The following is a 14,540-nucleotide window of genomic DNA, read 5'->3' as shown; positions in this document are numbered from 1 at the left end:
TTTACCGAATACCGATGTCAACTCCCAGATCGTAACTATTATATTCCCCGAAATTCACTCCAGCATTCACTGTCACGAAAGGCAAAACGTTCGCTTGAGCGCCGATGCTATACAAAAAACCTGTCTCATCGAAACTCTCACCCCCTAAGATCGGGAAATCATCATCAATCTCGGCCCGGCTGAAATCGATTCCACCGCCGACATAGATCCCAAAAATGGCGAAGGAGTGACTGGCAATTAATTTCACACTTGCGCCGCGCACCGTACCAAAATCGAATTCGCTCGGCAGAGTCACAAAATGGCCATTAGCTTGCAAAGCAAGCTTGGGCATCAGAGGCATCTGAAGCAGACCGTATTTAACCCCCACACTGAACAACTTTCCCTTCCCATCAGATGCTCCAGGAGTTGGTACGCTGCTGAGCTCTCCTGGTAGAGCAAAAAAAAGCACTCGCCCGGTCACTTCAAGGTTGCCACCCAGACCCAGATTAGCGTGCAAATAGCCCAGGGTAATTTTATCATCATTGATGACAGGAATTACCTCGAACTCATCCGGGACGGCGACAATTGCGCCATTAACGCCTAAACAAAAGCCCAGAGGTCCGTGAACATCCGCACTGTGATAAAGCCCAGCGCCCATTGTCGAACCAAAGAATTTCAAAGCCGCAGACATCGCTTTTCTAATATCATCTTCAGTTTGGCCTTGCGCCATTGGCGCCATAAATGCGACCAGCAACAAGACGATTACTAAACGTAGGTTTCGCATAGAGAATCCCTCCTGGTTTGAGAGTAGTGTGGCTTACGTTCGTTTATCAATTCAGTTTCCTCGGCAGTTAAGGGTATTGATTGTAACTCAATTTTGAAAACATTTTCAAAACCTGGTTTCAGCACAGATACAACTTCATTATAATTTACTTCACGGTTCAAAGTAGTTTCAAGGCAAGTAGTTTTCTCACTTAAAAGCTGCTTCAAATTGCCTGAGCTGCCGTTCTTGGTTTTTGTCAAGTAATCAAACAAATTCAAATGTTCATTTCCCAAAAGAATCGAGCCATGTTGGAGAAGCCCATTCTCAAGTCTTCGCTGGGCGCTGCCCACAAGCTTTTTTGAGAGATAATGAATCTCATATTTTGCCGACGATGCAAAACAGGCAAATTTTTGATTGTATGTTTTAAATTCTCCGTCAAGGTTTTTCTTTCTTTCCAGAACTAAATTTGCACCCAATCGATTCAGACCGTTGACGAGAGCTGAACTAATAAAATTATAAATAGCCAGGGCACTTTGCGCATACAGATTGGACTCTTTAGGAATAATAACCGCATAAGTGACTTCTTCGACATGAAAAATTGCCCGGCCGCCGGTGGGACGGCGAACAACATCCACGCCTTGGCCGTTACATTTATCTAAATCAACCTCGAACAGCTTTTGATGGTGACCGATTGAAATTGCAAAAGGCTGCCAGGCATAAATTCTTAAAATTGGCTGGCCAGATTTGCACAACCGGGCTAAAGTCTCGTCCGCTGCCATGTTAAAAGCGCCGTCTTGAGCGCCGGAATTGATGAAACGCCAAGTCCCGGTTTCTTTTATCAATTTTTTTTCATTCCTTATCCACAACCGCTGCCGTCAACTCCGCCTCACAAACCATCTTGTCCTCGACGAATGCCTTGCCCTGCATCTTGCAAATATTCCGTTTACGTTTCAGGAATTCCACTTCAAATCGCAGTTGATCGCCCGGTACTACCGGCTTTCTAAATTTTACATGATTGATGCCGGTAAAATAAACAAGTTTGCCCGAAGGATCATGTTCGGTGTTCAGAAGTAAAAAGCCGCCTGTTTGCGCCATGGCTTCCAAAATTAGTACACCGGGCATGATGGGGTTTCCGGGAAAATGCCCCTGGAAGAACGGCTCGTTCATGGTGACATTCTTAATGCCGACCACGCGTTCCATTGGTACAAGTTCGACAATTCTATCCACCAGCAAAAACGGGTAACGATGCGGCAGAACCTTTTGAATTTCCAAAATGTCTAATACAATCTCTGCCTTGCTGGTACTGCTATTTTCCTCTGACATCCTCGCTCTCCATTCTCCGAAAAACCTTTGAAAGATTTAGACTAGATTTGTCCATTAAAAAAAATATTGACCTGAGAATAAACTCTTTTTAAGGAACGTTTCGAAGGTTAAATTATTCTGTTAAAATAATTAAGGCGCTACTCAAAGTCAATCAAATAGCACCTTTAATTTTTACGCTTGTTGAATTTTGGAATTTATTTCCCGTCTGCAGTTGCCGCAGGCAGCCCTTTGTTCAATTCCACTAGAAGCTTTTCAGTCAGGTCAGGTTGATCGTCGGAGGCATAAAGAATGTTTCCCGCGACAACATCAAAAATATAGTGATAGCCTTCCGCTCGTCCGATTTCTTTAATAGCGGCATTAATTTTCTCATATATAGGCTGTAGCAATTCGACTTCCTTTTTGACTCCCTCTCCTTGCTGTCCCCACTTGGTTTGCAGGAACAATTGATACTGCTGGCCGAGTGTTTGAATTTGTTGTACCTTTTCTTGCTTTCTCTGATCGCTCAATAGCAAACTTTGAGACTCCAATTCATCTTGCAATTTCTCAATTTCCTTCTGCATATCCCTCGCTTCGCTTTCCCATTGGGTATTCAATTCAGCCAATTGCTTTTTGACATCCATGGCGTCTTTGAATTTTTCTAATACTTTTTGAGAATTAATATAGCCTACCTTCAACTGGGAAAATGCAGGACTAAATCCCAATCCAAAAATAAGCGCAATTATTAAAGAATAAATCTTAGATTTCACCATTACCTCCGTAAAAATAAAAATTTAAGTAGAATTAAAAGCTTCTGCCGAATACAAAATGGGGTTTCCAGTCACCAAATTTTCGACCCGTTTCCGGATCAATATTGTCAAAACCGTATGCATAATCGAATCCAATGATACCAAGCATTGGCATAAAAATTCGAAGACCAACGCCTACCGAACGGCGCAAATCATATAAATCGGTTTTACCTAAAGATTCCCAGGTATTACCCGCCTCGGCGAAAGCCAAACCGAAAATCGTTGGGTTTGGCGCAATTGGGAACCGGATTTCCGTGGTATATTTAAACATGATTTTTCCACCGGTCCGGTTGACAACACCTGATAAAGGATCGTCATATCCGCGCAGGGGTATAGAGCGGGACAACCCTTCACCGCCCATAAAGAACAATTCAAGAAAAGGAATGTTCTCGATATCATCGCCGAAGCCCTCAATATATCCAACGTGCATATTGTTAAACAAAACAAAGTTCCAAATCAGCGGCGAAAACCATTCATTTTGCATGATGTGTTTATGAAAACTGACATTACCGCCTAACGGGCCGCCGGTGATTTCCGTCGAAATTGAAAATCTCGAGCCGCTAGTGGGAAATTCAGGTCGGTCCAAACTATTTCTGCTGATGATCTGAGTGACACCGCTCGTTGTAAGCGGCCAATTTTGTTGCGCTAAGATCGGATTAAACCGTAGAACCCTGGGATCAAAATTAGAGAGGTCAGTCTTGTCGACTCGGTAGATCCAGTCGGCGCGGAAAAAATTGTCCGGCCAGCGAAGTCTGCGGCCTAAACGAATGCTCGCTCCTTGACTGCGTTGATCATAGCCAATAAAGCGACCGTCACGTTTTGTATCGAAAAAACTAAGGCCGACCAGAGTGGGGGTGTCGAGAAACCAGGGTTCGGTAAAACTTATCGAAAACGACCTGAAGGCCCGGCCGAAATTCCAATCGAAACTGAGGATTTGGCCGTTGCCGAAAAAGTTGTTCATTGTGACACCAATACTGCCAATCAATTTGTCTCTTTCGCTAAATCCGGCTGACATGTTGGCGGTGTCAGTTGATTTTTCTTCTACTTCAATTTCAATGTCCACAAGTTCATCACTGATTGGCGCTACGTCCGGCCTTACATCTGCAAAATAGTTTAATACGAAAATATCACGCTGACTTCGAACGAGGGCTTCGCGGCTGAAAACATCGCCAGGCCGAATTCTGAGTTCTCTCCGAATTACCTTTTCTTTGGTCTTAGTATTTCCTGCTATATGAATTTTGTTAATTTTAACAGCGTTACCTTCAGTGATTCTAAAATGGATATTAACCGTATCTTTGCCAACTGGCGTTTCCTGAGGCTCAATCCGTGCAAAAATATATCCTGTATCATAGTAGACGTTACCAATTTTTTCAAAAACAGCTTTATCGAGCTTTTCTTTGTTATATACATCGCCTTTTTCAAAATCTAAAAGAAACTCCAACTGTTCGACTTCAAAAAGTTCATTTCCTTCCCAGGTTATATCGCCAAAATAATACCTCTGTCCTTCTTCAACCCAGATGTCTATATACATGGCTTTCTTTAGGGGGCCATAATAAATTGAGTCCTTAACGGTTTCCGCGTCACGAAAACCTTCTTTATTAAAAAAACTAATTAAATGCTTTAAATCTTCTTCGTACTTTTCGCGATCAAAATCGCCGCCCCCAAAAAACCAAAAGCCATTTTCTTTGGTCTCTTTAAATGCCTTCCTGAGTTTTTTATCCGTGAACGTAGTATTGCCATGAAAGTTAATGCCCTCGATCTGAACTTTATTCCCTTCGTTTATTTTAAAACGGAGGATTACTCTCTGGTCCTCAGCCCCCTCGCGTAATTTCGGTTCAACCTCGGCCAGTAAATAACCTTTTTCTGCATATAGTTTTTTTATTTTTTTTGCAGCTTTTTTGCTTTCCTGAGGCCCGACAACCTGCCCCTTATAAAAGCTAAGCTCTTTTTCGATATCCTTTTTCTTGATTTTCTTATTCCCTTCTAACTCGATCTTTTCCAAACGGGGATATTCTTCAACTTTCAAAACAAGGAAGACCGAGCCGGCAACCTCTTTTTCCAAAATGACTTGAATGTCGGAAAACATATTCAGAGCCCAAAGCTGTTTTATGGCTTTCTGAATATCCTCCCCGCTGACCAACGCGTTTTCAGTCAGTCCCGAATTCAATTTTATAAAATTTGCATCTGCGGATGTGTTGCCTTCAACTCTGACTGCTGCCAATTTAACGGTTTTTCTGGCACCTACCTGTCCGAAAGACAGTCGTCCGGAAAGAGCAATCAGGATCACACTTGTGAAAATTACCAAACTTTTAAACTTCAAATTGAACATCATCAACTCCATGTATACGAAATTTTTCAAGGTTCAAATAATGACAAACTTTCTAACCTGAATGAGGAAAAAAAGTTCATTTTGATTTGAAACCCCAGTCAACAATTTTTAAATCATCTAAACCTAAAAAGGGAAGGAATGTCTTAACCAAAGTTTCTTATCATCTTTGTTAAGTTCTAACAAAGTGTTATAATCGTATTCCATTTGCAGCAACCATCTTGGATTCAAACGGTACTCAAGTCCGAAAATATGCTGTAGTCCCACACCTTTATCCTGAAATTGATAATCGATTCCTGTCTTTAGTTCTCCGCTGTAAAGCAGGTAGATATCTTTCGTCAGATATTTCCCAAGGATCAAGCGGCTGCTCCGCAGAAAAGCGAGTGAAGATCTCAGCTGCTCATTACTAAAATTCGAGGCGAGAAAATTCTGGGTGAACGCATAACTAAACCGCACAACATCGAGGCCCAGACTGCGCTCGAGCTGCCGCTCGACCGGCCGCATGAGGGGTCTGAAAATAAAACTGTCTGTGCTATGGCCGACTGCTTTTCTGGCCTTTTCATCTATCGTCGTGGATGTGTATCCTAAGCTGGCTATGACGTCGCCCTGAGTTTCTTCCCAGCCGGGATGTTCGGAACTGAGTTTAATATTAATCCGGTCCCAGCGGCCTTCTACCAGGTCTTGATTTAAATCGTTTCGGGTGACAAGGGTTAAATAGACATCAGATGGCACATTTAGAGAATCCCGAATCACCGTCCAGGCTTTGCCGTAAACATTTGGATAAAGTGAACCCTGGTTGAATTCGGCACCAAATTTCTCAACCCGAAAACTTGAGTCCCAATATTCAAAGTCACCGCGGGTAGATTCGACCTTGCCGCTAATTCCAAATGTTGAGTCTTTGAGAATTCCGGTAAACCTGAGCGTATCTTCCTTATCAATTTCCATGTTTACATAAACACCTGTCGGGAATTGCACCACGTACCGGGTGTCCGTATCAGAAACTGCCTCTACATCCCAATCTATGTTATCTATAATATTCAGCACGACCGGGTGCCCCTCGCCGCCGCTCTCATCAAAAGGGAACGTCACATTTGCATTGCGGACTTTTACTGTTCCTTGAACTTTTGGCCGCAACCAGGGTCCCGCGGCAAAAAAAACAGGGGCAGGCTCCTTACCAAAAAGTGAATACCAACCCACCTCACCTTTTTCCATCAAGCCGGGAATATTTAGCGGCAGACCCTTCGGCGACGTTTGGAAAATAAGAGCGCCGAGGTTTAAGTCGTTGCCCGCAATTCTTAAAGACTCGAGTTCCTCACCTAATCGAGAAAGGTCATTTGTATTTGAAATAGAAAAAGGCTCGCCCCGAATCGTGCCTCTAAATTTTCTGATATCGAGAAAGTAATCATCGGCCAAAACTGCCAGGCTGCCTTCCAGGTTATTGATTTTTTTTGCAACCGAACTCAACCTTAAGGTGCCGTTGTCAAACCAAAGTTGAGTTCCGGTAAAGTCCGGATTTTTATAACTTCCAGTGTAGCGCAAATCCAAATGTCCTTGACTTTCTGAGTCACCAAAAATTTCTGCGACATCGGGAAGTAAAGAAAGGAAATTACCATCGCCTGCCATTTGTATATTGAGAGATGCGCGGTCATTCAATGGCAGGTGAGCAGTTCCTTTAAGAATAAATTCACCCTGCTTTTCAATTGTTGTATTTCCAAAATGGAAAGCTCCGCCGGAAAAGTAAGAATCCGTGCCGTTTTCGTTACCAAGCGCAAAATGAAGCTTGTCAAATGTCAGCATAAGTATCTTGGCGTCATGGATGGCAATATTACCATACAGTGGAATTTTCGGATATTTTCCTTTAAAAGAAACCTGGAAAATGCAGTTGCCGTGCACAATATCCTCTCGACGAGTAAATAATCTTATGATATCCTCGATGCGAACATTGGAACCAGCCGCACTACCGGTTACTTCTTTGGACTTAAAATCATAACTACCAGCGGTTTTTAAATAGAGGGATTCGGAATTTTCAAATGACAGGGTGCTGACATTTATTTTGTCCGGTGTTGCTTTGAAAGCCATCTCGCCCTTAAATGGTCCAAGATCACCCAGAAACCCATCCAAAAGCCAGAGGTTCCCGGAATATTGGGGAAAATCTCCGGAGTCGCTAAATGTGATCTGTCCATGAACATCGCCGTCGAATTTTGGGTCCTGGTTGCCTAAAAGTAATAGCAGCGTGGAAAGCCTGAATCCGGAGAGCGATAATCTGGCGTCCCATGGTACCTCTGATTCTGCGGTATCAAACTCACCGCGCAGCCACCCCCCAATTTCAAGTTGAGTAAGTCTGAGATTCCCGGAACTCCAATCTGCCGCGAATGTTCCGGTCTGATTCCGACTTGTATTGGGAAGCAGGGTGATGTTTCCGGAAAGCGCTTCGCCCCATTTCGACAGAGCGTCTACCTGAAAAAGTTTTTCATAATTCCCGCGACTATATCCTTTAATGACTGAATTTAAAGCGTCTGTAGTACCCTCTAAATCGAGGCGTAGATCGTAGCGATTTCTCAGGAAATCCAATCTCGGATCATTAACAAAGACAAAAAGTTTCTCAATATTGGTCGCTTCGACAGTAAAGTTTGGTTTACTGAAAACGTTGTCCACATTTGCATTGAGATGAAACTCCTCGTCAGACGAGGATGCGCTCACAAAACCGCTTCCTTGTCGATATCGAAAAATACCATTGAAAGCAAGCGACTCTTTTGACTCTTTCGTGAATCCTAAATTGAAATTTCCTCTGCTTACCGGGTGTTTAATAGGTCCAAAAATTTTAACTTCAGCGCTGCCGATTCCATGGTCGGCAGACACAAGGCCGAAATCGTACAGCTCTTTTGAAAGATTGCCATAGACATCGAATTCGAAATTTATTAGTTTTTCAGGAGAGATAAAATCAATATTGCCTTTGCCATTTATCTTACCACCGCCCAGATTTCCGCTGATTTTTGGAAACTCCAAAGACAGGTCATGGAACGCAAATTCAACATTGATATTTTTTAGAGCCTTGACATAAAATCCAATCGAATCCGATTTCAGGGTTCCCTGAATCACTGGATTCGCGATCTTTTTGGTTATTGAAAAATCTAATTGAGCGAAACCTGCGAAAGGTAATTTCTTTTCCGGGAGAAAATGAGTTAAAAACTTGTCCACATCTAATTGCTGGGAACTTATGCGGAGATCAAATTCAGGGTCTAAAAGATTCCTGATTCTTCCTTCTATCTTGACCGGCGAGCCATTGATCATTTGCGAGGCTTTTTTGATTTCCAGGTTCCAATCCTTGATCTCCGCATCCACATAAATTTCTTCGAAAAGTATGAGGTTTTCTGATTTAAGTTTTACCTGACCGTCCCTTAACTTAACTGTGCCCTCTATATTAAAACCGCGGGGCGATTCCTTTCTTTCCGTAACTATTAAATTTCCATTCACCACCCCCGAAAGAATCTCGAAATAATCAGGAAGCAAAATGGGGATTTCGTTACCGATTTTGTACTCCCGCAGCTCCAGGTTGATGGACTCAATTCCGCCTCGCTCCAAATCAACCTGGCCATACATGATCATGTTTATCTCGTCGGTTTCGAATATATGGCCGGCCATTCTTAACCAGGCATTGTCATCGGCATCTGTGGAAACCCAGCCATTTATCTTTTTGGCAAATGGAATTTTTTTGGATGAATAGGTATCTAAAAGATTAATTTCACCTTCAGAAATGGTGATTTTCTTAATAAAGTCGGCCTCTTTAAGAATCGACCTGTAAGCCTCTTCAGCCTCACTGGAAATCTCCAAAGAAAGATCAACATCGGATTTAACTTCTTTCCTGGAATTATATGTTAAGGTTAGACGCGGTTGGTAAATGCTTATCTCTTCTGCCGATTTCTCCGGTTTTATATTGCCTCGTAAAAGGCTTGAAAAACTGTAACCGAATCGAAGCTCCTCGATGGAAAGCTGGTACCGAGGATCTCTAAATACAAGATTAACCTTCTTTAAATTGATTGTACCAAAACCCAGGCTTAACTCGCCAATAGTGCACTCAGTCCCCACCAGAGAGCGCATTTTGCCGACCAGGATATTTTTGAACCGGCCGTTTAAATCAAAAAAGTCCCAGCTATTAAAAAGAATGACCAGAACAAATAAGATTACCAGAGTAAGGGTTATCAGGGTTTTCTTAAACATCGTCTATGAATGAGTACTTTACGATTGCACTAGTGATTTTGTTGACTGAATCTGTTCACTCACTTTACCAAATCTGCGCTCTCTATTCTGATAATCCTCGATCGCCTGAAAAAACTCGCGACGCCGAAAATCAGGCCAGAGCACATCGGTCACATAAAGTTCAGTATAAGCCAGCTGCCAAAGTAAAAAATTGCTTATCCTTAATTCGCCGCTGGTTCTAATCAACAAATCAGGATCAGCGATTTCCGCTGTATATAAATTTTTTGATACCAAATCCTCGCTGATATCATCCTGATGAATTTCTCCGGATTGAACCCCGCGGGCTATTCTTCTAACGGCTTCGGTTATTTCCTTCCGGCTGCTGTAGCTAAGAGCCAAATTCAAAGTTAATCCGGTGTTATTTTTCAAAAAAGCCATTGCGCCTTCCATCCCCTTTCGAGCCGGCAAGGGCAAATCATGAAGATTTCCTAAAACTTGCAATCTGACATTGTTCTTGTTTAGATCATTCACTTCAGAACGAATGGTTTTTAAAAGTAACCGCATAAGTGCAGTCACTTCACCACGTGGCCGATTCCAGTTTTCGGTTGAAAAAGTATATAAAGTCAAATATTTTATATCCAATTCACCACACGCCCTGACCACTTCTCGAACCGAGTTAATGCCTTCTCGATGGCCTTCAACCCGCGGAAGCTCTTGACGCTTAGCCCAGCGGCCATTACCATCCATGATTATGGCAATATGACCAGGAAAATTTCCATGCTTTTTAATTCGCTGTTTAATATCTTCTTCGTCCATGACGCATCGCCCTATGTTGTAATCGAAAAGATTTTAAAGTACTCTAAAAACATATCAAAATCAAGTAAAAATCTCAAGTTATCGAAAGAACCCCGACATACTATTTGGCCTGAACTTAATCATTTTTAAACCCCGAGAGTTATTGTTAAAAAGACAAAGGAAAATCTTGTGTTTCTTATTAAGAATCTCCAATGTTCTGGAGAGAAAACAGGGTGTTCTTTCACTTCCCCTCTCGGATGGTGTCACTTTCTTTTCACAGTTTTCGGTGGGCTGAAGTTCCACCAAGCCCTAATTGTTACCCAAATGTATTTTTCCCATAAAGCGAACTTTAAAGCCCCTTTGTTTTTATTTCGTCCAAAAAGAATTAAATCTTTAAAAATAAAAGTCTTAAGCTTAATAAAAGTGGTGACGATAATTTTTCTATACAAATTGACGAAACATTTTCGCTGGAAAAAAGTTTCAATTCACCGGGTTCCCACAAGAGCCTAAAAATTACGCTTGACTAATCTTTGAAAAATAGTTAAGTTAAACTTAGAATTCGAGTCGCTATCAATTGATCTCCTGAGGCAATAAAATGACCGCATCAAATAAAGTAAAACTAAAAAATTTGATCCTGGTACTCTTATCAATCACAGTTTGGTTACCCACGAATACGTTCGCACAAGACCGCGGTAACCTTCAAGAAACAATATTTAAAAACACGGATAAACTGCTTGCCCTGGCCCGTTCAGAACAGGCCTCTATCCTTTCGCCTGCAAACTTTAAGAAGGCACTCGATAAATATAATCAAGCACAAAGAGACCTTAAAAATGGCAAGCAACTAAAAAAGATAGACAAGAAGTTGTCGGAAGTGCGTGTCCTTTTAAATAAATGTCTTGATACCTCAAAATTGGGCAAAATCACATTTGAATCTACCCTCAAAGCGAGAGAGGATGCCCTGAAAGCCAACGCCCCCCAATATTCCGAAGAACAGTACGATTTAGCAGAACAGGCCTTCCTTTCGACAACAAAGAAATTTGAAAAAGGCGATATTAAAAGCGCAAAGAGAAGAGTGCCGGGAATTGACAAACAATACCGAACTGCCGAATTAAACGCAATTAAAGTCAGCATCATCGGTAATGTCCGAAATTTGATGAAGCAAGCCGAAGAAGTTGAAGCGGCCAAATATTCTCCGATCATTTATGCAAACGCGCGAAAATTATTAAACGAGGCCGAGGCAATCTTGAACACGAATCGCCGTTCGGAAACCGGCGCTAAAGAAAAAGCCGAAGCGGCGGAAGCTGAAGCAAAACATGCAATTTTTATCACCAGGCAAACCAAATGGCTAAGAAAGAACGAGAAGGAATGGGAAAATTTCATGCTCGATCGCGAGATTATAATTGAAGCTATCGCCCGGGAGCTTGGATTTACGCCGACCTTTGATGGCGGCCTCGATAAGCCCTTAAAAAGAATCGCACAAATCTCAAGGAATTTACAAAACGAGAAAAAAGAACTTATAAAAGAAGTCGAAGAAAAAAATGCCGAGTTGCAAAAGCTTGGCAAGGATATTTTGGCCTACCGTGAAAAAGAGCAGGGCTTGCAGGCTGAGCTTCAGGAAAAACGGTACAAGCTTGAAATGAAAAAGCGGCGAGAAGACCTGATTAGCTCGGTTGAGGAGATGTTCGCCGCTCAGGAAGCGGTGATGCTCCGCCAGGGGGATGACATCATAATTCGGCTTATCGGTCTGACGTTTACCTCCGGAAGGTCGACAATCGAGCCTGAGTTTTTCAAACTTTTGTCCACAGTTCAACGCGCCATCCGGAAATTCCCGAGTTCGCCCATCACCGTGGAAGGACATACCGACGCCAGAGGGAATGATAGATTCAACGAAAATCTTTCTTACGAAAGAGCCATGGCCGTTAAACAATATCTACTGGCAAATATGGGATTAGATCAAAGCCGTATCACCGCGCTCGGCTATGGTGAAAGCAAACCCATCGCAACGAACGAAACCGCTGACGGCCGTGCCCAAAACCGCAGAATAGATGTGGTGATTAGCTTTGGCCAGGAAATTTTGTAAGCTTCACTTTGGAAGGAAACTTAAAAAGTTATTGATTTTTAAAATTAATTTTGCTAAATACATGGTGAGCGAAGTCGAACCATAGTCTTTTGAGGAACAAAACCCGTTTTTCATGGTAGATATACAAAAGAACTTAACGCCGCGAGGTAGTCAAATGAATAAAAAAAATCTAACTGGCTTGATTGTTTGCCTGCTGATTTTACCCGCGCTTGCATTTGGACAACTCAAGCAGGACGGCAAAATCAATATGGTGCAAGCCCTGACCAAGCCCAAAACCCTGGTCGGCTTGATCGGTCTCGATCCAAACAAATTTTCAATGAGTCACAGCTACTCTTTATCCTTCACTTCATTTGGCGGCCAAAGTTACAATCAAGGGCTTTATTTAAACACCATGATGTACCAGCTCTCAAATCCAATTAAAATGTACTTCCAATTCGGCATTCAACACCAGCCGTTTGGGCAAAATGAATTCCAGAGCCAAAGCCAGGCTTTCATTTCCGGAGCAGGGTTTGAATATAAGCCCTCGGATAATTTCAAAATACAATTGGAATTCAGCCAGCAGCCGAACAGTTTTTATTCGCCCTACTACAATTCGCCCTACACCAACAGAAGCCGGTTCAATCAATTCAGTTCGCCTTTAGACAAAGAAAACGAGTCAAAATTCAAATAAGCATATGATTTAAAACCGCAGCATTTTAACAGACCGAGACTGTTTTTCAGCTCGGTCTTTTTTTTAAGGAGAGGAGGAGAATGGCAAGAAGACGACGTGCCGTTCGTAAAAACAGTAGAAGTAAAAGTTCACCCCGACGACCCTACAAAAGGTCTCAAAACAAGACCCTCAAAGAGCGCTTTTTAACCACCGCGATTTGGGGACTCAGTCTCATCAACATCACTCTTATCTTTTCTCTGATTTCAAATTTTTTTGCCTCCGAGGGTGAAACCCCGCTCACCGTTGAACCACCGCCCCAAGTCATTACCGTACAAGTTTTGAACGGCTGCGGCGTGCAGGGTCTGGCCAACGAGATAACCCAGTATCTGCGCAATAAAAACTTTGATGTTGTAGACATTGGCAATTACGGAGGCGGCTGGGACCTGGAGCAAACGTTAGTTTTAGACCGCGTTTCCCTGGAGAGCAAATACGCCAAAAAAGTGGCCAAAGAGCTTGGCGTCAATAAGAATCAAGTGGCCCCCCAGCTTGAAGATTCCGTGCAGCTCATGGTCACCGTGATCATTGGCACGGATTATAAGAAGTTAAAAGTCTACAAAGAGCTTCAGAATTAGACTTAGTCAGTCTCCCAATTTCACTTTTAACTAATTTACAAACTTCTTGTTTTTGAAGTGTTGGTTTGTTATGTTTTTTTGAAAATTGATTCAAGAGGCACAAGCCATGTCAGACCTTGACACACTAAAACAAATTGAAAAAGAGCTAAACATAAAGTTAAAGAAATTAAAGGAAATTGAATCGTTGCTCAGATTATTGAAAATTGGATTTTGGATTATGAAACAAAAACAACCCCCTAACCCCTTTAACAAGGGGGAATAAAAAGAGGAGAACCCATGCCCGTCACCACCATCGAATGGAAAGATAACAAAATCCGCATGATCGACCAGACCAAGCTGCCGGAAGAGCTGGTCCATTTGGAGATCAGCGACATCGAAGTTTTGGCGGAAGCAATCAAATCTTTGAGGATCAGAGGTGCTCCGGCAATTGGCATCGCAGGCGCGTTCGGCGTGGTTTTGGGTGTGCAGAACTTTGCGGGCGAAGATAAAGAAGCGTTTTTTAAGCAACTTAAAGAAAGCTCCGAATATTTAAATGCCACACGGCCAACCGCCGTAAATCTCTCCTGGGCGATTCAGCGCATGAACCGGGTCGCCGATGCAAACAAAAGCAAACCAGTGGCTGAGATCAAAGACCGCTTGCTCAAAGAAGCGCAGACGATCTGGGAAGAAGACCGGGAAATCTGCCGCCGGCTCGGCAAACATGGCGCCAGGCTTGTCAAAGATGGATTCAATGTGCTGACCCACTGCAACACCGGCGCCCTGGCGACCGCCGATTACGGCACGGCACTCGGGGTGGTTTTTGCCGCCCATGAAGAGGGCAAAAAACTGCACGTTTACGCCGATGAAACCCGGCCGCTTTTGCAAGGCGCGCGGCTAAATGTTTGGGAACTCATGAACGAAAATATAGATGTGACTTTGATTTGTGATAACACCGCAGCGTTTGTTATGCAGCAAAAGAAAATCGATTGCGCCATTGTCGGCGCCGACCGGATTGCCGCAAACGGCGACACC

Annotated in this window: 11 protein-coding genes; 4 read left to right on the top strand and 7 right to left on the bottom strand. The window is 42.8% G+C overall.

Annotated features, from left to right (window positions below; genetic code table 11):
- Position 1: 1 nt before the first annotated feature.
- The 7 genes from IH879_04335 to IH879_04305 all read right to left on the bottom strand — a co-directional run bounded on the left by IH879_04335 (position 2) and on the right by IH879_04305 (position 10,189).
- Complete coding sequence (locus tag IH879_04335; protein MCH7674163.1) at positions 2-763, bottom strand: hypothetical protein; 762 nt, start codon at positions 761-763, stop codon at positions 2-4.
- Positions 745-1,584 carry a lipoate--protein ligase family protein gene (locus IH879_04330; protein ID MCH7674162.1) on the bottom strand — a complete coding sequence of 280 codons (840 nt, stop codon included), beginning with the start codon at positions 1,582-1,584 and terminating at the stop codon, positions 745-747. Before IH879_04330 ends, IH879_04335 begins: the two co-directional genes overlap by 19 nt.
- A gap of 7 nt (positions 1,585-1,591) precedes the next feature.
- A complete protein-coding gene (gene fabZ / locus IH879_04325; GenBank protein ID MCH7674161.1) occupies positions 1,592-2,065 on the bottom strand; it encodes a 3-hydroxyacyl-ACP dehydratase FabZ in 474 nt (157 codons plus the stop codon).
- A 194-nt stretch (positions 2,066-2,259) separates the two neighbouring features.
- A complete protein-coding gene (locus IH879_04320) occupies positions 2,260-2,811 on the bottom strand; it encodes an OmpH family outer membrane protein (GenBank protein ID MCH7674160.1) in 552 nt (183 codons plus the stop codon).
- Positions 2,812-2,845: 34 nt separating this feature from the next.
- Positions 2,846-5,179 (bottom strand): outer membrane protein assembly factor BamA, encoded by a 2,334-nt coding sequence (gene bamA, locus IH879_04315; GenBank protein ID MCH7674159.1) that lies wholly within the window; start codon positions 5,177-5,179, stop codon positions 2,846-2,848.
- Between the two features lie 123 nt (positions 5,180-5,302).
- Positions 5,303-9,394: a translocation/assembly module TamB domain-containing protein gene (locus tag IH879_04310; GenBank protein ID MCH7674158.1), complete on the bottom strand. Its 4,092-nt coding sequence runs from the start codon at positions 9,392-9,394 to the stop codon at positions 5,303-5,305.
- Positions 9,395-9,412: 18 nt separating this feature from the next.
- Entirely contained in the window at positions 9,413-10,189 is a 777-nt protein-coding gene (locus IH879_04305; protein ID MCH7674157.1) for an isoprenyl transferase, read from the bottom strand.
- A gap of 574 nt (positions 10,190-10,763) precedes the next feature.
- Between IH879_04305 and IH879_04300 the strand changes: the two genes are divergently transcribed.
- From IH879_04300 to mtnA, 4 genes are all read left to right on the top strand, one after another.
- Entirely contained in the window at positions 10,764-12,248 is a 1,485-nt protein-coding gene (locus IH879_04300) for an OmpA family protein (GenBank protein ID MCH7674156.1), read from the top strand.
- A gap of 154 nt (positions 12,249-12,402) precedes the next feature.
- Positions 12,403-12,918 carry a hypothetical protein gene (locus tag IH879_04295; protein MCH7674155.1) on the top strand — a complete coding sequence of 172 codons (516 nt, stop codon included), beginning with the start codon at positions 12,403-12,405 and terminating at the stop codon, positions 12,916-12,918.
- A gap of 80 nt (positions 12,919-12,998) precedes the next feature.
- A complete protein-coding gene (locus IH879_04290) occupies positions 12,999-13,529 on the top strand; it encodes a LytR C-terminal domain-containing protein (protein MCH7674154.1) in 531 nt (176 codons plus the stop codon).
- A gap of 276 nt (positions 13,530-13,805) precedes the next feature.
- Positions 13,806-14,540, top strand: a 735-nt coding sequence (gene mtnA, locus IH879_04285) for an S-methyl-5-thioribose-1-phosphate isomerase (GenBank protein MCH7674153.1), incomplete at its 3' end; no start/stop codon positions are given.

The organism is candidate division KSB1 bacterium (assembly GCA_022562085.1).
Classification (GTDB): Bacteria; Zhuqueibacterota; Zhuqueibacteria; order Oceanimicrobiales; family Oceanimicrobiaceae; genus Oceanimicrobium.
Note: the sequence above shows the minus strand (reverse complement) of the source record. Positions and strands in the feature narration are given on the sequence as shown.